Origin of the sequence: Sphingomonas sp. GM_Shp_1 (genome assembly GCF_026540895.1) — a bacterium.
In the GTDB taxonomy this organism is placed as follows: Bacteria; Pseudomonadota; Alphaproteobacteria; order Sphingomonadales; family Sphingomonadaceae; genus Sphingomonas.
Window position 1 is genome coordinate 1 of sequence record NZ_JALNUR010000046.1, and the last position, 20,114, is coordinate 20,114.

Consider the following 20,114-nt stretch of genomic DNA (forward strand, 5'->3'; position numbering starts at 1 on the left):
GTATCTGATCGGCGAACCTGTCACGCGCGCTTCGTGGATCGGCGTCGTCGCAGCGACGGGTGGCGCGGCCTTGATTGCCGGGAAGCCGGGCGGCGCCGGTACGGCGATCGGCATCGCACTTTCATTGGCATCACTACTGATCTTCCTCGCGTGGCTGCTGGCGCTGAAGCGCGTGCCTGCGACGCGATCAGCGATGGCTGTGCCTGCCGTCACATTGGTCGTGGCGACGCTCACCGTGCTGCCGGTCGCTCTGCTGCTTTATGGTGCGCCCCCACTCGCGCTGAGCCCGGTCGCCTGGAGCGGCATCATTGGCCAGGGTCTCCTCTCCACCTTCCTTGCCACCGCCGCGTGGCAGTATGGCGCGGCCCGCGTCGATAGCGCCAGTGCAGGCGTGTTCATCAACATCGAGCCGCTGATCGGTGCCACGCTCGGTATCGGCCTGTTCGGTGATCCGGTGGGATGGCCTGTCCTGGTGGGCGGAATGCTGATCGTGATCGGCAGCATTGTCGTCGTTCGCGGCGAACGCCCCAACGCCAGTCACGCAGCAGACGCTACGCATGGTCTGTCAATGGAGTAAGTGTTTGATCTCGCCCTGCGCCGCGGCGGGGAAAATGACCCACGTCCGGTCATTCGCGCTATGTTCGTCGCTTCCCAACTTCAGACATTCGTTCATGTCGGTTTTCGTCGTAACAGAAGCTGAGCTGGGCATGGGGCCACTGATGGCTTAAGCAAGCCGCCCACTTTTCAACAGAATTTGCCGTCCCCAATGACGAACGGCTCACGAGGTAGCGCAGCTGTTCCCCTAATCGATCCAGAAACGGGAAATAACGGCAACGTTACCAATAGGTACGATAGGCTGTACCCTGATCCGCTTACGCCAAGGCGTATCGATGATCTTCCGCAGCTTCCGATATTGCCCACATCAGACCGAGCGCCGACAGCCCCATCGGTACGATCATCACGGATCCCGCCGACTCGGACAACCTTCCGCTCAACCAGTCGTGCCATGCTGATAGGATGATCGGCGACGATCGTAACGTCATCCAGCACAATCCCGCGCCTACCGCCATGCCGACAGGCGAGAGCCACCCGCCATAGCGATGCGACCGGGGCAGCGCCCTCATGACATGAGCGGTAAAGCCGTCATCCTCGACCTGCACGTCGAAATCCTGACGCAGCAAGGCTTCGATGGCATCATCTGAATCAGCGGACATGACGGGCGCCCTCCTTCGGCAACGGCTGCCAATCCGACAGTAACGCGCGTAGCCGTGCCTTCCCTCGCGCGGCATGCGACTTCACCGTCCCAAGCGGCATAGACAATACATAAGCCGTTTCCTCATGGCTTAAGCCCAGTTGGACGGAATGCAACAAGACCGTCTGCTCTGCGATCGGCAGACGTCGGAGGGCATTCGCGATGTCTATCTGCAGATCGGTCGGAAGCGGCGCGGGGGTGGGCTGCGTCGCATCGTCATCATGGGCACCGGCGGCATCGACCGATTTGCGCCGGGCCTGGAGGAAGCAGGAGTAGGCGATTCGGTACAGCCAGGTGGAGAAGCGCGCATCGCCCCTGAATTGGCGCAGCTTACGCCACGCCAGCACGAAGGTTTCCTGTGCCAAGTCATCGGCCCCCGCCTCGTCGCCGTTCATAAGGCGACGAAGCTGCGCGCGGACCATACCCTGATGGCGACGCACAAGTTCCTCGAACGCACGCCCATCGTTTTCCATCTGGGCGCGGGCAACCAAGGCCCGGTCGGGGCATCCCGCGACCCGCACAATCAGCGGTGCGTTTCGCTGCGCTGGTTAAGCCCCCAGCTCGCGAGATAGCCCAGGCCCGTTACCAGCGGTAGCAGACCGATGCCCCACAAAGATGCAATGCTTTGTTCGCCATCAATTCGGAAGGGCAGGCTCACCATCATCGCCATGATGCCGAGCCCTGCGGCGATAAGTACCAGGCCACGACGGCGCTCGGAAAAGTTCGCCTGCGCATCGGTGAAAAGGGCGGTGGGGAGGTCCACGCCCTTCTCCGCGATCTGCACCAGTGCGTGGTAACGAGCTTTCGTTTGCAAGTGTCGATAGCGGAAGAAGATGAGGGCGATCAGCACCGGTGCTAGCATCATCGCCGTGAAGGAAAGCGTTTGAGGGTTCATCGTCATCATCCCGTTGCAGCATCATCGTACTTCTGGCGCAAACCCGCCCTTAGGCTCACGACGGAGGCGGCGAAAAGCTCGAGGATGCGCTACGCGATTGTGACGGCGCATGGTGCATGACCTCGATACTTCGACCACTTTGATGCACCGGAAGCGTGGTTTGGATGCGGAGAACCTGTCGTTCGTCTTTTTTTGGAACGCTGGCATTCGGGATTGCGAGAATGCCCTCGCGAAAGCTTGTAGGAACCCTCGCAACAAAGCGATCCACGCTTTATTATCGGATTGTAGAGGCGGCCATAGCTTCGCAATCATCGTGTATGAGTTTAGCGTGACTATAGATAATCAGGGGACTTGCTGGTCATGAAATTTGCGATCAGTGCAAAATAGTCAGGCAATTTGTTCGCGAGTTCCACACGCCCACGAGGTGACAGTGACACGCGTTTAAAACGAGAATCCTTCGAGCAAATGCTGGTAAGCAATCCGCGTCGTACCAGCGCATCTATCGTAATCGACGCAACGGGGCGCGTCACGTCGAGGTCAACCGCCAATTCGCTGGGAACGACGCCACTCCGCTCCGGCTGGCAATCGACCACAATCATCGTCATAAATTGTGTCGACGACATGCCATGCAGAGCATAGAACGCCTTCAGCTCACGCATGAGCTGACTGCCACGGCGTAAAAGCCGAAACGCATCATCGACAGCATCGGCGTCCATGTCGGGATATTTTGCTTCGTAGCCTTGCAGCATATGCTGGCTCAACATCTCATTAACAAAAAACACTTCCGAACCTCGCTGACGCTCCCAGTTGCCTCGCTTAGATGCATCGAAAGCCCACTTTGGATGCGGACAGAGCGCACATACGCTCTCTCGATTAGGAACGGCACGCCAGACGCAGACGCCTTTCCCGCAAGGATGGTGTTTTGAGAAAAACCGGGTTTGGGCGATACCGGTCGCCCTGCCCTATCGCCGCGACGACCCAAAACCGGTCGTTCGCGCCCCCATTCCTACGTTCCAACTTCGGTCATTCGTTCAGGAGAGCGAGACGTGCTCCCGACTGTATTTTCGCACGGATCGGCCGATCTCGCGGCGTTGGAGACGGGCGACGCTGATCGCGCGATCTATCCGATCCACGTGTCAGGTGCCGCCCGTTCATCTGCCTACACTTGTCGCATACCTCCATCGACGCAGAGTTCTGCGCCGGTGATAAAGCTGGCTTCGTCGCTAAGCATGAAGACGGCAGCTGCCGCAACCTCGTCGGCACGTGCCATTCGACCCAGTGGAATCGGCGCGATGAGCATCTGCCGCATCTCCTCGGATACCGCAGCCATCATGTCCGTATCGGTCGGTCCCGGCGCGACGACATTGACGCGGATGCGTCGCGGTGCCAGCTCGGCCGCCCAGCTGCGCCCATAGGAGCGCAGTGCCGCCTTGGTCGCTCCGTAGGTACTGAACGGCGTCACGCCCATCACGTCGGCGATCGAGCCGACCAGCACCACCGACGCTCCGTCGCTCAGCACCGGCAGCGCCGCCTGGATCCCGAACAGCGCGCCGCGCACGTTGACGGCGAAGTGCCGGTCGAAATGCTCGCCGGTCTCCTCGACGATCGTTGCCGGCTCCGACAATCCGGCGTTGAGCACCAGCGCGTCGATGCGACCATGCAGGCGCTTGGCCTCGGCCACGACCTGCTCAAGATCGCCTTGGGAGGCCGCGTCGGCTTCGATGCCGTGCGCCGAGGGACTGATGCTCTCAGCCGCAGCTGCAACCTCGTGTGACCGACGTCCGGTCAGAAGGACCGTAGCCCCTTCCTTCGCGAGCCCGCGGGCGGTCGCGAGACCGATACCCTTCGCTCCACCCACCACCAGCGCGACCTTGCCTGCCATCCTTGCCATCGTCAGCCCTTTCGTTCGAGATGGCAAACCAGATATACGAAGCATATCTGCTATCAAGAACGCACCTGGAGTAGCGTAGATATGGCGAGCGATACCGACCTGCACGCCCTGTCGTGCAAGGCGATGATGGACGTGCCTCGCATCCGTCCCGTGCTGGAAAAGATCGCCGACAAATGGACGATCATGATCCTGACCGTGCTGTGTCCTCAGCCGGCGCGGTTCAACGAGATCAAGCGACGGCTAGACGGCATCACACACAAGTCGCTCGCCGATGCCCTGAAGCGCCTCGAGCGTCATGGACTGATAACGCGCACGGTGATCCCGACCACTCCGATCAGCGTCGTCTATACGATTACGTCGCTAGGTCACTCGCTTCGCGAACCCTTCGAAGCGCTCTGCTCGTGGGCCCTGGATCAGGAGCAGGCGATGGCGGAGGCAGTGATTGCATACGACGAAGCGCGGGCCTCGTCGATCTCTTGACCTACATCCCGCCATTCGCGGCAAGGCAGGTGCTGCCCGAAAGACGTCGTCCTTTCATATAGCGCGCAATGGTCGTCGAGTTGCCGAAGGTCAGCACCGATCCTCCAGATAGGCGGCGAGTTCCTCGGCCGTCCCGTTCGGAAAGGACTGCCGCAGGTAATCCAAAAACGCCGACACCCGAGCGTTCAACAGGCGCCGCGAGGGGTATAGCGCCCATAGCGCGATCGCTGAGGTCGGGACATCACCCCACGCGATCAGCCGCCCTCTTGCGACGTCCCCGCTGACCAGCGAGAGGGGCAGGCGCGCGACGCCGGCACCGAGACGCGCCGCATCCCGCATCATCACCAGCGAGGACAATCGGAGCACCGGATCGATCGCGATCGCGCGTTGCCCATCGGCGGTGTCGATCGTCCAGCTGCTTTCGACGTCGCGGTCGCGCACCACGGCAGGAAAGATGCGGCTCGCAAGCGGAGCCATGTCAGGAGCAGCGACAACGACCAGTCGGTCGTGGAGGAAGGGTCTGCCCACCAGCGCATCGTCCGCCGCCGGGTTCACACGGATGACCAGATCATAGCCCTCCTCGATCATATCGACCGCACGATCGTCGGTCGTAACCTCCAGTCGGACGTCGGGATGGCACTGCGCGAATCCGGCCGCCAGCCGCCCCATCGCGGTCTGGGAGAAGAGTAGCGGCGCGCTGATCCGCAGGCGTCCACGCACCGCCGCGCTGCCTGATGCGATCTCGATCGTCGTCTCCTCAAGCTCGGCGAGCAGAGCGCCGGCTCTTTCGGCCAGCGCCCGCCCCTCCTCGGTCAGCTTGAGGTCGCGCTGGCCGCGTTCGAACAGGCGCAGGCCGAGTGCGGCCTCCAGTTCCGAGACGCGGCGCGACAGCGTCGCCTTGGGCCGACGCGCAGCGCGCGCGGCTTTGCCGAAGCCACCATGGCGGGCGACGAGCGTGAAATCGGCGAGTGCGAGCAGGTCCATGTCGTTCCACCCATGAGACGGCGCGTCCAGATTGCGCGTCTAGTTGCCTGGCGATGGATCACGCATCTTGCTCGGGTCAGCAAGACCCAAGGAGAAGCCTCATGACCATCCTCGTAATCGGTGCCACCGGACGCGTCGGCCGCCATGTCGTCGAACAGCTCGTCGCGCGCGACGCCTCTGTCCGCGTCCTCACCCGTGACCCTGCCAAGGCGGCGTTTCCGACCGGCGTCGAGGTGGCCAAGGGCGATCTGCTCGATATCGACTCGCTGCGCGCGGCCTTTGTCGGCGTAAGAACGCTGTTTCTGCTCAATGCGGTGACGGGTGACGAATTCACCCAGGCGATCGTCACGCTCAACGTCGCGCGAGAGGCGGGAGTCGACCGGGTCGTTTATCTGTCGGTGTTCGACGCCGACCGCGCGGTCAACGTGCCCCACTTCGCGGTGAAATCGGGTGCCGAGCGGATGCTGGAGGCGATGAACTTCGGCGCCACCATTCTGCGCCCGACCTATTTTATCGACAACGAGGCGATGGTGAAGGACGTGATCCTTCAGCACGGTGTCTATCCGATGCCGATCGGCCGCAAGGGCGTGGCCATGGTCGATGCGCGCGACATCGCCGAGGTCGCGGCAATCGAGCTGATTCGGCGTGACCGCGCACCCGACAAACTGCCGATCGAGACGATCAACGTGGTCGGTCCCGAGACGCTGACCGGCGAGGACGTGGCAGCGATATGGTCCGACGTCCTCGGCCGCCCCATCGCCTATGGCGACGACGATCCCAGCGGCTTCGAACAGAATATGGCGACGTTCATGCCGCGCTGGATGGCTTATGAGATGCGGCTGATGGCCGAGCGCTACGTCAGCGACGGGATGATCCCGGAGACCAGCGACCGCGAGCGCCTGGCTAACATGCTCGGCCGGCCCCTGCACGACTATCGCGAGACGGCAGTCCGGCTCGCTTCCGCTTGATCTTCGGGCTGCGGCCCGGTGGCCAGCGGGTGGGTACCCGCCGGCCGCCGGGTTTCACACGTCAGGCGGCGTCCGCCATCCAGGCGATCGCATCTGCGCCAGCGGGGATCTTGAGCGGTGCGGACGGGTTGGTCGCGGCCTCGAACACGGCAGCTGCAACGTCTTCAGCATGGGTGACCGGCCCCGTGTCCTCCTGGAACTGTTTGATCATACCCTCGATCAACGGCTTATAGTCGGGATTATCGAGACCGCGCAGGTGCGGCCTCGCACTCGCGCTGAATTGCGTCGTCGGGGAACGGCCGGGCAGCACGATGTGAACCCGAACGCCGAACCGCTGCATCTCGACCGCCAGGCTTTCGGTGAGCGCATTCACCGCGGCCTTGCTGGCGCGATAGGTGCTGACCAGCGGCAGCGGCTTGAGCGTGACGGTCGAGGTCACGTTGATGATCACGCCGGATCGCCGCGCGCGGAAAGCCGGCAAGACCGCCTGCATCATTGCGAGCGTGCCGAGCGTATTGGTCTCGAACAGCTGGCGCGCCGTGTCGAACTCGATGAGTTCGATCGGGACTGCGGCCCCGAAACCGGCATTGTTGACCAGCACGTCGACCGGCCCCGCCTGCGCGACCGCACTGGCGATGCTGTCGTGATCCGTGACGTCGAGCGGCAGAATGGTGAGCCGGTCGGACGACGGCAGCAGGCCCGGATCAGGCGTGCGCATCGTCGCGACGACACGCCAGCCGCGGTCGAGGAACAGTTTTGCGGTTTCGAGACCGAAGCCCGAGGAACAGCCGGTGATGAGGACGCTGGGCATGTCTTGCTCCATTGACGAGGGTGGGAGCGCCAAAGATGGTTTCCACGACCAAGACTGCCTATGGTTGGCAATCCTGACTTCTTTGGCGATCGTCCTGATATGACCATCGATCCGCTGGCCGAGATCGTGACCCTGCTGCGGCCCTCCGCGAGCTTCTCGAAACTCGTCGAATATGCCGGGCGCTGGCGCATCCGCCGCGACGTCGAGGGCAAGCCTGTCTATTTCGCGGTGCTGGAAGGCGAATGCCGGGTGGTGAACGCCGGCCAAGCCTCGATCGTCGTACGGGCTGGCGACTTCGTACTGCTTCCGGCCACTGGCGATCGCGCCATCGAAGGCATCGAGAGCATGGACCCACCGCCGTACGGCGCCGTCATGAGCCCGACCGAGATCGGTGAGGGCCGGTTCCGCATCGGACGGGCCGATCAGCCCGTCAATTTGCGCATGCAGGTCGGGATTTGCAGTTTCGCGTCGCCAGACGCCGCTCTGCTTGTGTCGCTGCTACCGGCGATGGTGGTGGCACGCGATGAGCCGCGGCTAGCCACATTGATGGACCTGGTCGGGGACGAGACCCGTAAGGCAAGGCCCGGGCGTGAATTGGTGCTGGAGCGTTTGCTCGAAGTCCTCCTGATCGAGGCCCTGCGCTGTGGCTCAAGTCCCGCCGCTATGCCGAGCCTCGCGCGGGGCCTGTCCGACGAACGACTGGTCGCCGCATTGCGGGCTATGCATGCGCGCCCTGCGCATCCGTGGACGGTCACGGACTTGGCAGCCGAAGCGGCCATGTCGCGCTCTGCCTTCTTTGCACGCTTCACCAGCACCGTCGGCATACCGCCGATCGAGTATCTGCTCACCTGGCGGATGGCATTGGCGAAGCGCCTGTTGCGAACGCGCGGTCTCGCGATCGGTAAGGTCGCCGCGGAGGTCGGCTATGGATCGGCCAGCACGTTCAGCACGGCCTTCACCCGGCACGTCGGCATGCCGCCTATGCGGTATGCGCGAGTTTCGGAGACGGCCTAACTTCGCGAGAAGCGTCATGGCATGGAGCAGCGTTTTCGACCCAAAACCAGACGTTCATGCACTTTTTCAGACTTCTCGATATCGGCCGTTTGTTAAGCCAAGGGGGAAGCACGGACGTGAGCTATCTGGCGGCCAAGCAATGGCTGGAATGGGGAAGCTCGGGGGAACACATTCGAGCGCCCCCCTGCCCAGCAAATCGTCAGACTTCTATCAAAATTCTGACCAACCATCCTGCACCACAGTAAGCGCGGCCTTGCCAGCATGACGTGCGGAAGCTGAGGTAACGATCGCCCGACCAGCCGTGGCAGCCTGTCGTTGAAGTTCATGCACGGCGGGCCCGACCGAACGACCGTTGGCCACCTTGAAACGCCTTACCTGGCGCGACAGTTCGTCCGCCTCTGTCGATAGGGAACGCGCAGCGGCGGTTGCTTCCTCGACCATCGCAGCGTTCTGCTGCGTGACGCCGTCCATCTCGGCGACGGCGGTGTTCACCTGCTGCAACCCCGTCGCTTGTTGTGCCGCGGCCGAGGCGATGTCCGAGACGAGCGTATTGATCTCGCCGATCCGCCCGGTGATGCGAGTCAGTGCGTTGCCTGCTTGCTCGACCAGTTGAACCCCCGCATCGACCTGCTGGCTCGAAGCGGTAATCCGCTCCTTGACGTCCCTGGCCGCATCGGCGGACCGCTGAGCGAGTGCCCGAACTTCGGAAGCGACGACGGCGAAGCCCTTGCCCGCATCTCCGGCACGGGCGGCTTCGACACCTGCATTCAGTGCCAAGAGATTGGTTTGAAACGCAATGCCGTCGATCACCGAAATGATCTCGCTGATCTCATTCGACGATCGCTCGATACCATGCATCGCCGCAACAGCTTGGCGAACCACATGGGCGGACTGGTCGGCATCGGTGCGGGTTTCGGTAACGACCTGATTGGCACGCTTGGCATTCACGGCGGTTTCGCGAACCGTCTCGGTGATCTCGTGCATGGCAGCGGCTGTTTCCTCGAGGCTGGCCGCCTGCTGCTCGGTCCGCTGAGACAGATCGTCGGACGCCTGACGGATGTCGCTCGCACCATTGTTGATGCCGCTTGTTGCATCAGTTACCGCAGCTATTGCGTCATTCATCGCACTTAACACGTGATTGAAATCAGTGCGGAGCTTGGCGAATGACCCCGTAAGATCGGTTTCGATCCGCGCGGTCAGGTCACCGTCGGCCAGCGCCCCCAGCCCTCGCCCGATGCTCTCGACGATCAATGTCGTCTGGGCTGCCTTGGCTTCATCCGCCGCGAGCAATTGCCCGCGCAGATTGTTCAGGGCGCCCGCCAAGCGCCCCACTTCATCTTGGCGCTCATGATCGACGGATGTGACGGACATGTCGCCGCTGGCCAACGCCGTCAAACCAGAAGTCACCTGATCCACCGGACGTGCGATCTGCCGGACCAGCAGAAGCAATATGCCAACCAAGGCAGCGCATGCCATCACGACGACCAGCGCAAGCAGCGTAACGACGTGAGTGTGAAGGTCGGAAGCGTCCTGACGCTGCTGTGCCGCCAGCTTTATTTCGACGGATACAAGCGCGCTGATACGATCTGACAGCTCGTCAAATAGCACCTGGTTGCGCCCCCGCATGATAGCGGCCGCCTCTTCATTGCGGTTTAACCGCGACAGGGTGATGAGTTTCTGATGCTGCTCGAGATAGGAAATCCATTTCTGGCGGAATGCGGTCAGAAGTTGACGAGCCTCAGGCGGTACTATGGTTCGATCGAGCACCGAAAAATTCTTGTCTACGACACCTTGGGCAGTAGAAATCTTTTGCTCGGCAGCCGTCATATCGGCGGACTGAGTTGCCAAAATATGCTGTACTTCCGCTATCCGGAAGTCCGACGTCGCAGTATCAATCTGCTGAGCGGCCACTGTCTTCGGCAAGAGGTCATTCGATACATAGTCGATGGCCGTGTTCATCTTACCGATTTGGACGGCCGAAAAACCTGCCACGCCACAAAGGACCACAGCAATTATAAGGAACGCAACGGCAAGCTTTTGTGGGATTGAAATGTTTTTCATGGGGCCATCCATTCAGGTGACCAAACCCATAACAAATCTATGTAAATCGATTATCTATGACAAATATGTAATGATCGCGGACGGGAGGTGAAATGGGGTATGTCGTGACGGGCATGGATATTGATAGGGACTACCCCGCTTCTCAAGCGCTGCCTATTTGCCCAAGGCGGTCCTCCGTGTGCGTCAAGCCGCTCTATCGGCATGGGCATAGAGGGGCATTCCCATGTCGACCAACGGGATGAGCGGACGCCCCATGTGGTACCCCTGCACGGCGTCGCAACCAATTTCTCGGCACAGTGCAAGTTGGTCCGATGTCTCGACGCCTTCGGCATGGGTGACGACACCCAACTCGCGTCCAAGCGCGACCGTGGCTCGTAAGACCGCCATCGAACGCGGGTCGTTAGCCGCACGCAGCACGAAGCTGCGATCAATCTTGATCCGGTCGAAGCACAGATCGCGCAGATGTGAGAGCGAGGACTGCCCGGTTCCGAAATCATCAAGCGCGATTTTAAAGCCAAGTTTGCGAATACGCTCCAACCGGCCAGCGACCTTCGCAGGGTCACGGATGAGCGCAGTTTCGGTGATTTCGATCTCCAGCCGCTCGGCTGCCAATCCATTGGTCATGACGGCCTGCGTGAGGTGGTCGAGCAACGCGTCCGATGCCAGCTGCGCAGCCGAAACGTTGACCGCCACGTACAGATGGGGCGACCACCCCGCCAGGTGTCGACACGCTTCGGCGATCACCCACCGCCCGATGTCGTCGATCAGGCCTGCATCCTCGGCGATGGGGATGAAGACTTCAGGCGAGATCCATCCTCGTTCGGGATGTTGCCAGCGCAGCAGCGCCTCATAGCCGCAGGTGATCCCGGAAGCGAGGTCGGCGATTGGCTGAAAGGCCAAGCGGAAGCCGCCGCCTTTCACAGCATCATGAAGGCCGTCGACGATCTCCTGTCGCTTCCGGAGCGCCTCTGTCATGGCGTGCTCGTAAGGATGCGCGCGACGACGGCCCGCACGTTTGGCGTCGTAGAGCGCGAGGTCTGCACGCCTCATCAGTTCCTCACCCGACAGCCCGGGCTCCCACTCTGCTACACCGATGCTGCATCCCGGCAGGAGGCGATAGCCGTCAATGGTCACGGCATGCGACATCTGGGTCACTACGTCTGCGGCGAACGTCGTGGCTTGACCGATCGGCAAGCCCATCACGATGGCCATCTCGTCGCCGCCCATACGGGCGACGAAGCTGTCCGGGCCGACCAAGCGATTCAGGACTGCCGCGCAGTGGACCAGCAGCTTGTCGCCGATGCCATGACCAAAGGTGTCGTTGACCTCCTTAAATTCATCAAGGTCAATGAGCAGCAGGCTGAACGTCTCTGCCTTGTCGATCATGGTCGCCACGTGGTCTTGAAGCGCCCGGCGGTTGCCGAGATTGGTCAGGACGTCATGATGCGCATGATAACTCAGCTTACGGCTGGCCTGCCGTTCGACCGTCACGTCGTTGAACGTCAGGACCACGCCTTGCTCAGTGACCGGCCGACACTGCATGACATAGGTTCGGCCGTCCTCCATTTCGCACTCGCGGTCGAACGCGTCAGCGGAATGGACCCAGGCTTTCATCGACTGTCCAACGAGGGTCCGTTTGTCGGGATGCCAGTTTCGGTACCGTGCAATGGTGTCCAGAAAGGTGTCGATGGTCACACCAGTTCGAAGCGCCTCGGGCGGCGTATCGAACAGGGTCAGGAAACGCTTGTTGTACTGGCGAAGCCGCCTCGCCTTGTCGATAAAGACCAGACCGTCCGACATACTCTCGATAACAGCTTTAAGCGTCTGCGCTTCCCGCTCGCGCCGCAACCGTGCCTGTGAGGCAGAAAGGACGCCACCCAGGCAGGCGATCGAGACGGCAAAGGCGGTGCATGCCGCGATGAGGCCTGGCGACATGGCACTGCCATGGATCTTGGCTAGGGGTGCGGTCACCGCGTCCCCGCCCAGGCTGATGAAATGGATGGCGCACACAGCGCCAACAAAAGAGATGCCGGTGGCAAGCCGTGGGAAATTGGACGAGCGACGAATTTGCCAACCGATCAGGATCGCTGTGCCGATCAGCACGCCGATCAGGTTTGTAATGGTTGAAAATTGGTGGCCGCAGTCGACGAGTGCCGACAAGCCGACGGCATGCATACACCAGATGCCTGCTCCTGCCGTCATGGCGAGAACGATCTGCCTGCGGCGATGCTCGACCCTGGCAAGCGCGGCGATTGGCAGGCCGACCAGTAGGATGCCCACCGCAGCGGAAATCGCGGTGCGATCCGGTGCATAAGTCAGGATCAGATCAGGACGATAGGCGGTCATCGCGCTGAAATGGGTCGACCACACCCCCAACCCCGCAGCCAGCACCAAGCCTCCATCGCGCCAGCCAATTGGGCTGATGCGGGCATGGCGAATTTCCGCCGTAAGCAGTGCCACCAACCAGCCCGACGTCAGGCAAATGCCGATGGAAACCGCCAGAAGATAAGCGGAATAGGGCAACAGGGAGGATATCAAGGGAAGCCCATCGCAGCAGCAAGAGTGGCTGCGGCCATCCCACCTACTGGTTAACAATCCATATCAGCTTAATGCTTCGTGGTTGGCCATGCCTGCGAAGATTGGCCTATTCCGGTACAGGCGGGCAGCAAGGACGCGTGAGACGCACTGCCGCTGTACGTGTGGCAGCGGCAAGGACGCCATGACGACCCGGGTGCGGCCATTGGGTGTGTCTCGCGAGCTTCGCGTATTCTGCCATTCGTTCATATTGGAAACATCGCATCCTAAGCCGTCGCGCTGGTCGGAAAAACGCCCGTCTTGGATGGACAACGATCATTCCCCTGGACGTGCTTTCGGGCAGGGAATACCATTCCGTCATGGAGAGTTACGGGACAGGCGTTCGCAGGCGCATGCGAGAGATGCTGGTTATTATCGCTCAAACCCTGCCGCTCTTTATCGTCATCACGTATCTCTCGACACCGGAGAAGGCTCTGGTGACGACTATGGCGTTCTTCTCAATATGGACGGCGGTCTCTATGCGCTGGGATGGACGCCATAAGCCTGGCTTCTGGTGGATTGTAGGCTTAGTGATTGCCGCTAATGGGGTCGCAATTTGGTCCATCCCAACGAATTCAAGGTTTTCTTCAGGCCGCGCAGTTGCGTATCTCGTTGGCATGGCAGAGGGCTTCGCGGTCTATTGGTTGCTTGGGTGGTGGATAGGTCCAGGGGCTGACGTCCGCTAGTGGGCGAGAGCGGCCGCCCTCCCCTTCGTCGCGATGACCCAAATCCCGACATTCACGCCACCTCTGCCGCTTCCCAATCTCAGCCACTCATTAATGTCGTTTTTTCGGAAGCAGTAGCTTTGATCCGCGATCGGAGTGGCGTGGATAAGGAGGGGCGGACCTCTGCAGTTGGGCGTTCAGAACGCCACGCGGTAAAGGTGAGACTTTGATTGATCGCGTAATTGCGAAGAGGCTGTTCGCGCCTCGAACCATGGAGTGACAAGAAGGTGGGGTACCGCAAGAGCGGCGATGCCTGCGAACAGGCCCCGCACACCGCTAGGGTCGAAGTGCAGCAACAGCCCTGCCACTGCGCCTGCGAGTAATATCGCGGCACCAAATATAGGCGCAACCGTCTTGAGATAGATGGTCGTGCTAGCACATCCCAGGCGATCGCGGCGTTCGAGCGTCTGCGGTAAGGCGTGAAGTACCAGAAAGCCGATTGTAAAGCCAATCAACGGGGGAAGCAGGATCAGCGCGGCCACGCCTAGCGCCAGACGCGTATCACGGCGATGCCACGCCAAAAAAAGCAGCAGCGCACCGCCCAACCCGCCAGCGATCGCCGCCAACGGCGTGAATGCGGAAAGCGACGATGCAGAACCGCCCGCTAACCGCAACAGATCAGCATAGCCTGCGTCATGGAGGGTCGCTGGTGCGAGGATGAGCGTAATACCGCGTGCAAAGCGTTCGCTCAGCGGACCGCCTGGCGCATCCTCAACCCCAAAATGGAACGCGGAGGCTACGAGAAAGGCGGGCAGCGCCACTGCAGGCTGTTCGATCCACCAGAACAAAGTGACGAGTGACACTAGTCCATAGGCTGCGAGAAACGCCGGGCGCCGCGGCTTCGCGACAACGGCAAGATCACCCGCGCCATGAACCATACCCACCACGCCGATGCCAAGGATCGCAAAGGCCAGTTGCACCGCCAAGATCGTGGGGGCGGCCAAAGCCCCTCCCACGACCAGCAGAACCATGCTGCGTTTCACGAACGACGCTCGTGTTCGTGAAGCGCCTTCTCCAAATTGCTCGCCGCATAAAAGGCATAGATCACCTTGGCGACGATATCCATGACGAGGATCGCCCAGACTGAGTTTGGGTCGGTGATGACTTTCAGGCCCTCTGGACCGACCAAAAAGACGATCGGATATAGGAACCAGACGACGGTCAGGAAGGCGACATTCTTCGTATAGGCCTGCCCAAGCGCATGGCCGCGCTCAACGGCCAAGGCTCGCAATGGTCCCCAGAGCAGGTAGAGAACGCCCAGGAAGGCAACGCAGGACCAGAGGAACCAAACCCACCGGATCACTGGCGTTGCGGCCAGGGACGAGATCAGGCCGGTGACGATCATGAGAACGTCGAGAACGATGATTGCGGTAAGATAACCCCCGACCTCGCCTGTCTTGCCACGCTCATGGAAGGCCAGCAGCACCAGGCTCGACAGCAGGATCGGCGTCGTGAACGTCCAGTCGACATAACGGGCAAGATAAGTGGCCGAACCATCGATCTTGATGAGCGTGCCAATGCCGAACGCCATGGCGAGATAGGCGGTTGCGGCAATGAACGGCACAGCCGCGTGCAGCAAGGTATGGTGGAGCGACGGGGCGGTTTTACTCCCCTTCGCATATATCGCCAACGAGGCGAGCGACATGACCGAAAAGCCGATCGTGAATGCCGTTTGGTCCATGGGGGCACCCCTGTTCAGGACTGACCCATTGCCAGACCTCCGGGATCGTAACGCAACCTATGATATACGTTTCCGTAACAGGCCCATGACATTATTGTTAGATCGGCAGTGGTACGACGGAACTAAAACGTCTGCTCTTGTCTAAACACCCGCCTTGCCCTGCTGTAACGACATCAAAAATAATTCACTCACGCGGCCCCTCTTAGCTTTCTAGTCTCGGACGTTAGTCCATCCGTGATGAATTAAGGCCATGCGTACTTGCAGGACCGTCTGGTCCGGCACGTAACTCGTCGTGAGCCGTTCCCTGATTATTCCATCCGCAGGAACTGACATGACCGACGATTCGCAAACCAGCCGCCCGACAAGTTTTCCTGGCGAGCCGCAGCAGCCTCCTCCCGGCCTTACGACCGAGATGCGGACCAAGCCCGACCATGGCGAGGAGAGTTATGTCGGCAAGGGACTGCTCAAGGATAAGGCCGTGCTGATCACCGGGGGTGACTCTGGCATCGGTCGAGCCGTGGCGATCGCTTATGCTCGCGAAGGTGCAGATGTCGCCCTATCCTACCTTGATGAGGAGCAGATAGACGCTGAGGAGACCCGGACTTGGATCGAAAAGGCGGGAAGGCGTTGCCTTTTGCTTCCGGGAGACATCCGAGATCGGGAACATTGTTCAAGGCTTGTTGAACGAACGGTTGCCGAGTTCGGCGGCCTCGACATCCTCGTCAACAATGCTGCCGCTCAGACAATCAATGAGGGATTGGACACCATTGACGACGACGAGATGCAAGATGCCTTCACGGCCAATGTGTTCGCCATGATTCGCCTCGCTAAGGCAGCCGCGCCGCACATGAAGCCAGGATCTTCGATCATCAACACAACCAGCGAACAGGCTAAGGTCGCAAACAAGACCATGATCGTCTATGCGGCCACGAAGGGTGCAATATCGAGCCTGACGGTAGGACTATCCAATCTTCTTTCGAGCGACGGGATCCGCGTCAATGCGGTGGCACCTGGCCCAATCTGGACCCCCATTCAGCCGATCGCCAAATCGGCGCAGGAGTTGGAAACCTTAGGACAGGATACGCCAGTCGGACGTGCTGGCCAGCCGGGCGAGCTTGCCCCCGGCCTATGTGTTGCTCGCCTCATCTGAGGGTAGCTACATGTCCGGCAACGTCATAGCCGTCACGGGTGGCGTTCCCATTTCTTGATACGCGAAGTTTAACCTCAGCCGCCATCGATGCGGTGGTGGCTGAGGTCCGGAACTCGTCAGCGCGACACGCATCTGACCCAAAACTAGCCATTAGACACGTGGTGATCGCGTCCAAGTTTCTGCGGTTCGTTCACGTCGGCACATGTTGATCCTGCTTCCGGGACTACCCCCTCAGTGCTTGATTTACCAAGACGGCCAACGTCCTGGCGACGGCGGCCTTATCGCGCATTTCCCGTTCGACATTCTGTTTCAGCTCGCTGACCAATGCTCGCGTGACTTCTCGCGCGTCGGGACACGCCTCGCCTAGGGCGGCCAGCACCTTGAAAGTGCGTATCGCCACCTCCTCCTCACCCGAACCCTCGCGGATGATCGGCGCGAAGCCAGCTTGGACAAATTCATCTACCGAAGGGCGCGGCACATATACGGGCGGCAGATCACCGTCCGAAACCACCTCTTGGGCAGGCAATTCGTTCAAGGTTCGCAAGATCGCATTTAGAACCTCTATCGCGGTACCGGGATCGTTGGTGGCGGGGGCAAGCGCCCGCCCTGCAATTTCACCCAATGCGATCAGGCCAAGCCGAGGGTCGTGATCGAAATCGCGGTGCCGCTCGATCATGAATGCCTGCACTAGTTCGCAGTCCTTCACGTCCTCGGTGCCCCCGACGACGTGAAGGAGCGGACGCCCCGTGTGCACCAATGTGCCGGGAATGGCCGCCACATGGATGACCAGGCCAGAGAGGCGAGCCTGTGCCGCGAGACGGTCAAAGTCGATATGCGTCACATAGCCGATCGTATCGGACAGGACCGGTCGTGCGTCGCTCGGAACTGGTATCGCCGGTCTCCCCCCGCCATGGGGGTTTTTGGCAAAAGCCCTCATCGCAGAGCGCGCCGCATCCTCGACCCGGTCGATCACGTCCGACATCCGGCCGAAGGCCGCAAGATGGGCAATCCAGCGTAGCAGGGTCACGACCACCAGCGCCACGAGGAGTACGGTGGCGATCAACAACAGCACACGCCCCTGCCCGCCATAGAGCCTTGTCTGCAGTCCGATGATGCCGACGATCGCAAAGATGAACGCGCCGAGGAACGTCGAAAGGGCATTCTGCGACATACGGTCGGAGATCAGCAATTGCGTCGCGCGCGGGGTCGCCAGTTGGGTGGCGGACGAATAGGCGCTGACCATCGCCGTCAGCGAGAAGGTGGTTACGGCCAGCATCGACGAGGCGATGATCTCTAGCACTGTGCCGACCGCATCCTGTCCGATATCGCCAGTAAAGTGGTACGGCACCGCGCGCGCGACGATCCCGGCAAAGGCGGCTACGACGACGCTGGCGGCGCTGATGAGCGCGGCCCGGAACCAGATCTTTCGAGAGACACGTCGTACGAGCCAGCTGATGCGAGCCTTGGAGATCACCGGGCCTTTCCGTCCTTTTTGCAATCGATAGGACTTAAATCGAAGACGATCGTTATGGGTCCGTCACCCGGACACGGGCATCCAGATCGATTGAGGCACGGGGGCATGACGTGGGGGGTGAACGGAGCGACCAGCAGGCGTCAGCGGGCAGACTCCTCGAATGTGCTGCGCTGGAAGGTTCTGTCGTGGCGGACGGTGCTCAGCGGCATGCGCGACGACTTCGGCATCGCGGCCAGCTCGATCGCCTTTGCCGCTTTCCTGGCGCTGATCCCATTGATCGGCCTGATCGCTGGCGCTTACGGCTTCTTCGTCCCCGCCGAGACGGTCGCGCACAATCTGTCGACGTTGACCGCGATCATGCCGGTGGATGCGCGGCCGATCGTGTCCAGGGGCCTGCACAACGCACTGGCGCCCGACCGGGGGTCGGTCGCGGCCTTCCTCCTGTCGATCGGCATCGCGCTGTTCAGTGCGCGTCGCGCCGGACGGTCGCTGCTCCACGGCATCAATCTCGCCTATCGGATTGAACGGGAGCGCCAGGGCTTGCGCCGGCAGCTCGTGTCGACCGCGCTGGTGCTCTGCTGCGCCGCGCTCGTGATGACCGCCCTGGTTTCGCTGTCCGTGCTGGCGTTCCTTCAAAGCTATGTGCCCGATGGCCTGCCGGGCGCGCGTATCGTCTCCACTATCACACTCTTCGGCGCGCTGACGCTGGGTGCCGGCGCAGGGCTGATCCTGATCTATCGCTACGCACCGGCGGCAGAGCATGCGATCCCGTGGCGCCATGCCTTGCCGGGCACGGTCGCCGGCGTGACGATGTGGCTCGTCGCGACGACGCTGTTCCGAAGCTATGTCGCGCACGTCGCGCGGTTCGACGACACTTATGGTTCGCTTGCCGCGGTGGTGGTGCTGATGCTGTGGCTGATGGTCTCGGCATGGGCCTTGCTACTGGGCGCGCGGCTCAACGCCGAGGCGATAGCCGCCTCCGGTATCAGCATTGAGGAACGACGCGAATGACCCAGGATCCGGTGCAGGACCGCTACCGCCATCGCATGCTGACGATCATCGCCGCGATCCTGCTGATTGGAGCGCTGAAGGCGGGCTTCGCTGTCATCATGCCGATCGCCTTTGCCGCGATCATCGTGGCTGCCTTGTGGCCGTTCAAGCGCTGGCTCGCGCGCTATATGCCGTCGTGGATCGCCTACACGCTGACGCTCCTGTCGCTGGTCGCTATGCTTATCGCCTTTGCTGTGGCGGTCTATCTGTCGATCGGGCAGGTGATCGGGGCGATGTCGGCGCAGTGGGGGGGGCTCGAAAAAGTCTATAGCCGGCTGGCGGCCTGGGCGGCTGATCGGGGTGTGCCGATCACCGGGACGCTCAATCGCCAGCGCATTACCGCGATGCTTCAGATGCTGGCCAGCGGTGCCTATGCCTTTGTGACCTATGTCGGGTTCATCGGCATCGTCGTGATGCTCGGCCTGCCCGAGGTGCCCCGGCTGCGGCGTAGGCTGTACGAGATGTGCGAAGGCGGCACACGGCGCGATATGCTCGAAGTGAGCGAGGAGATATCGGGTCAGGTCCGTCGATATCTCGGCACAACGCTGGCCACCAGCATCCTGACCGGTGTCGCCTCCGCCATCTGGTCGTGGATGACCGGGCTGGAGCTCGCCCTGGTGTGGGGTATCCTCAACTTCCTGCTCAATTTCGTGCCCGTGATCGGCAACATTGTCGGCATCGTGCCGCCCGTGCTGTTCGCCTTCGTGCAGTTCGGCGGGTGGCAGATGCCCGCGTTGGTCTTTATCGGCTTCGTCGTCCTGCAGATGACGATCAGCAACGTGATCTACCCGCTGCTTCAGGGCAAGCAGCTGTCGCTGTCACCGCTGGCGATCATCATCGCGATGACGTTCTGGAGCTGGGTCTGGGGTATCGCCGGGGCGTTGATCGCGGTGCCGCTCACCGCCGCGATCGTCATCATCTGTGGCCAGTTCGATCGCAGCCGGTGGATCGCGAAATTGCTGTCTGCTTAAATTAAACGACGGGGGCGGTGGCGCCAGATGACCCACAACACGACATTCAGAGGTCATTTCGCGCTCCCCAACTTCGGACATCCATTCATGTTCGCCAACGGGGTTGATCAGCGATAGCGGAAATGGAGCGAAG

General features: G+C 61.3%; 19 protein-coding genes. 7 read left to right on the forward strand and 12 right to left on the reverse strand.

Annotated elements, in window-relative coordinates; translation table 11 throughout:
- A partial coding sequence (locus OXQ33_RS16015) for an EamA family transporter (RefSeq protein WP_267435676.1) occupies positions 1 to 577 on the forward strand: 577 nt, incomplete at its 5' end.
- Between the two features lie 295 nt (positions 578 to 872).
- Here the strand turns inward: OXQ33_RS16015 and OXQ33_RS16020 are convergent.
- The 5 genes from OXQ33_RS16020 to OXQ33_RS16040 all read right to left on the reverse strand — a co-directional run bounded on the left by OXQ33_RS16020 (position 873) and on the right by OXQ33_RS16040 (position 4,029).
- Positions 873 to 1,214, reverse strand: a complete 342-nt coding sequence (locus OXQ33_RS16020; protein WP_267435677.1) for a hypothetical protein — start codon at positions 1,212 to 1,214, stop codon at positions 873 to 875.
- Positions 1,204 to 1,743: a sigma-70 family RNA polymerase sigma factor gene (locus OXQ33_RS16025; RefSeq protein ID WP_267435678.1), complete on the reverse strand. Its 540-nt coding sequence runs from the start codon at positions 1,741 to 1,743 to the stop codon at positions 1,204 to 1,206. Before OXQ33_RS16025 ends, OXQ33_RS16020 begins: the two co-directional genes overlap by 11 nt.
- 32 nt (positions 1,744 to 1,775) lie before the next feature.
- Complete coding sequence (locus OXQ33_RS16030) at positions 1,776 to 2,156, reverse strand: DUF6249 domain-containing protein (RefSeq protein WP_267435679.1); 381 nt, start codon at positions 2,154 to 2,156, stop codon at positions 1,776 to 1,778.
- Positions 2,157 to 2,479: 323 nt separating this feature from the next.
- The gene (locus tag OXQ33_RS16035) at positions 2,480 to 2,911 is read right to left on the reverse strand and encodes a MarR family transcriptional regulator (protein WP_267435680.1); all 432 of its coding nucleotides are present in this window, start codon (positions 2,909 to 2,911) and stop codon (positions 2,480 to 2,482) included.
- Positions 2,912 to 3,306: 395 nt separating this feature from the next.
- Entirely contained in the window at positions 3,307 to 4,029 is a 723-nt protein-coding gene (locus tag OXQ33_RS16040) for an SDR family oxidoreductase (RefSeq protein ID WP_267435681.1), read from the reverse strand.
- 90 nt (positions 4,030 to 4,119) lie between these two features.
- Here OXQ33_RS16040 and OXQ33_RS16045 point away from each other — a divergent pair, with 90 nt between their 5' ends.
- Positions 4,120 to 4,518 (forward strand): helix-turn-helix domain-containing protein, encoded by a 399-nt coding sequence (locus tag OXQ33_RS16045; protein WP_267435682.1) that lies wholly within the window; start codon positions 4,120 to 4,122, stop codon positions 4,516 to 4,518.
- Between the two features lie 90 nt (positions 4,519 to 4,608).
- Here the strand turns inward: OXQ33_RS16045 and OXQ33_RS16050 are convergent, their stop codons facing one another.
- Entirely contained in the window at positions 4,609 to 5,502 is an 894-nt protein-coding gene (locus OXQ33_RS16050; RefSeq protein WP_267435683.1) for a LysR family transcriptional regulator, read from the reverse strand.
- Between the two features lie 101 nt (positions 5,503 to 5,603).
- On the opposite strand from OXQ33_RS16050, the gene OXQ33_RS16055 reads away from it, so the two are divergent.
- Positions 5,604 to 6,470, forward strand: a complete 867-nt coding sequence (locus OXQ33_RS16055) for an NmrA family NAD(P)-binding protein (RefSeq protein ID WP_267435684.1) — start codon at positions 5,604 to 5,606, stop codon at positions 6,468 to 6,470.
- 61 nt (positions 6,471 to 6,531) lie between these two features.
- Here the strand turns inward: OXQ33_RS16055 and OXQ33_RS16060 are convergent, their stop codons facing one another.
- Complete coding sequence (locus OXQ33_RS16060) at positions 6,532 to 7,281, reverse strand: SDR family oxidoreductase (protein WP_267435685.1); 750 nt, start codon at positions 7,279 to 7,281, stop codon at positions 6,532 to 6,534.
- A 99-nt stretch (positions 7,282 to 7,380) separates the two neighbouring features.
- Here OXQ33_RS16060 and OXQ33_RS16065 point away from each other — a divergent pair, with 99 nt between their 5' ends.
- Positions 7,381 to 8,295, forward strand: a complete 915-nt coding sequence (locus tag OXQ33_RS16065) for an AraC family transcriptional regulator (RefSeq protein ID WP_267435686.1) — start codon at positions 7,381 to 7,383, stop codon at positions 8,293 to 8,295.
- Positions 8,296 to 8,505: 210 nt separating this feature from the next.
- Here the strand turns inward: OXQ33_RS16065 and OXQ33_RS16070 are convergent, their stop codons facing one another.
- From OXQ33_RS16070 to OXQ33_RS16085, 4 genes are all read right to left on the reverse strand, one after another.
- Positions 8,506 to 10,356 (reverse strand): methyl-accepting chemotaxis protein, encoded by a 1,851-nt coding sequence (locus OXQ33_RS16070; protein WP_267435687.1) that lies wholly within the window; start codon positions 10,354 to 10,356, stop codon positions 8,506 to 8,508.
- A 183-nt stretch (positions 10,357 to 10,539) separates the two neighbouring features.
- Positions 10,540 to 12,879: an EAL domain-containing protein gene (locus tag OXQ33_RS16075; protein WP_267435688.1), complete on the reverse strand. Its 2,340-nt coding sequence runs from the start codon at positions 12,877 to 12,879 to the stop codon at positions 10,540 to 10,542.
- Positions 12,880 to 13,792: 913 nt separating this feature from the next.
- Complete coding sequence (locus OXQ33_RS16080) at positions 13,793 to 14,638, reverse strand: Brp/Blh family beta-carotene 15,15'-dioxygenase (RefSeq protein ID WP_267435689.1); 846 nt, start codon at positions 14,636 to 14,638, stop codon at positions 13,793 to 13,795.
- Positions 14,635 to 15,336, reverse strand: a complete 702-nt coding sequence (locus OXQ33_RS16085; RefSeq protein ID WP_267435690.1) for a bacteriorhodopsin — start codon at positions 15,334 to 15,336, stop codon at positions 14,635 to 14,637. Before OXQ33_RS16085 ends, OXQ33_RS16080 begins: the two co-directional genes overlap by 4 nt.
- A 331-nt stretch (positions 15,337 to 15,667) precedes the next feature.
- Here OXQ33_RS16085 and OXQ33_RS16090 point away from each other — a divergent pair, with 331 nt between their 5' ends.
- The gene (locus OXQ33_RS16090) at positions 15,668 to 16,486 is read left to right on the forward strand and encodes an SDR family oxidoreductase (protein WP_346015357.1); all 819 of its coding nucleotides are present in this window, start codon (positions 15,668 to 15,670) and stop codon (positions 16,484 to 16,486) included.
- 223 nt (positions 16,487 to 16,709) lie between these two features.
- Here OXQ33_RS16090 and OXQ33_RS16095 read toward each other — a convergent pair whose 3' ends face one another.
- A complete protein-coding gene (locus tag OXQ33_RS16095) occupies positions 16,710 to 17,960 on the reverse strand; it encodes a DUF2254 domain-containing protein (RefSeq protein ID WP_267435691.1) in 1,251 nt (416 codons plus the stop codon).
- A 162-nt stretch (positions 17,961 to 18,122) separates the two neighbouring features.
- Here OXQ33_RS16095 and OXQ33_RS16100 point away from each other — a divergent pair, with 162 nt between their 5' ends.
- Both OXQ33_RS16100 and OXQ33_RS16105 read left to right on the forward strand, forming a co-directional pair.
- The gene (locus OXQ33_RS16100; RefSeq protein WP_267435692.1) at positions 18,123 to 18,971 is read left to right on the forward strand and encodes a YihY/virulence factor BrkB family protein; all 849 of its coding nucleotides are present in this window, start codon (positions 18,123 to 18,125) and stop codon (positions 18,969 to 18,971) included.
- Positions 18,968 to 19,981: an AI-2E family transporter gene (locus tag OXQ33_RS16105; protein ID WP_267435693.1), complete on the forward strand. Its 1,014-nt coding sequence runs from the start codon at positions 18,968 to 18,970 to the stop codon at positions 19,979 to 19,981. The genes OXQ33_RS16100 and OXQ33_RS16105 overlap by 4 nt, the downstream gene beginning before the upstream one ends.
- Positions 19,982 to 20,114: the final 133 nt, after the last annotated feature.

Bases quoted from the DNA above. Each gene is read 5' to 3' on its own strand.
- OXQ33_RS16020 (WP_267435677.1), bottom strand. From the start codon at position 1,214: ATGTCCGCTGATTCAGATGATGCCATCGAAGCCTTGCTGCGTCAGGAT.
- OXQ33_RS16030 (WP_267435679.1), bottom strand. From the start codon at position 2,156: ATGATGACGATGAACCCTCAAACGCTTTCCTTCACGGCGATGATGCTA.
- OXQ33_RS16035 (WP_267435680.1), bottom strand. From the start codon at position 2,911: ATGTTGAGCCAGCATATGCTGCAAGGCTACGAAGCAAAATATCCCGAC.
- OXQ33_RS16040 (WP_267435681.1), bottom strand. From the start codon at position 4,029: ATGGCAGGCAAGGTCGCGCTGGTGGTGGGTGGAGCGAAGGGTATCGGT.
- OXQ33_RS16045 (WP_267435682.1), top strand. From the start codon at position 4,120: ATGGCGAGCGATACCGACCTGCACGCCCTGTCGTGCAAGGCGATGATG.
- OXQ33_RS16050 (WP_267435683.1), bottom strand. From the start codon at position 5,502: ATGGACCTGCTCGCACTCGCCGATTTCACGCTCGTCGCCCGCCATGGT.
- OXQ33_RS16055 (WP_267435684.1), top strand. From the start codon at position 5,604: ATGACCATCCTCGTAATCGGTGCCACCGGACGCGTCGGCCGCCATGTC.
- OXQ33_RS16060 (WP_267435685.1), bottom strand. From the start codon at position 7,281: ATGCCCAGCGTCCTCATCACCGGCTGTTCCTCGGGCTTCGGTCTCGAA.
- OXQ33_RS16065 (WP_267435686.1), top strand. From the start codon at position 7,381: ATGACCATCGATCCGCTGGCCGAGATCGTGACCCTGCTGCGGCCCTCC.
- OXQ33_RS16070 (WP_267435687.1), bottom strand. From the start codon at position 10,356: ATGAAAAACATTTCAATCCCACAAAAGCTTGCCGTTGCGTTCCTTATA.
- OXQ33_RS16085 (WP_267435690.1), bottom strand. From the start codon at position 15,336: ATGGACCAAACGGCATTCACGATCGGCTTTTCGGTCATGTCGCTCGCC.
- OXQ33_RS16090 (WP_346015357.1), top strand. From the start codon at position 15,668: ATGACCGACGATTCGCAAACCAGCCGCCCGACAAGTTTTCCTGGCGAG.
- OXQ33_RS16105 (WP_267435693.1), top strand. From the start codon at position 18,968: ATGACCCAGGATCCGGTGCAGGACCGCTACCGCCATCGCATGCTGACG.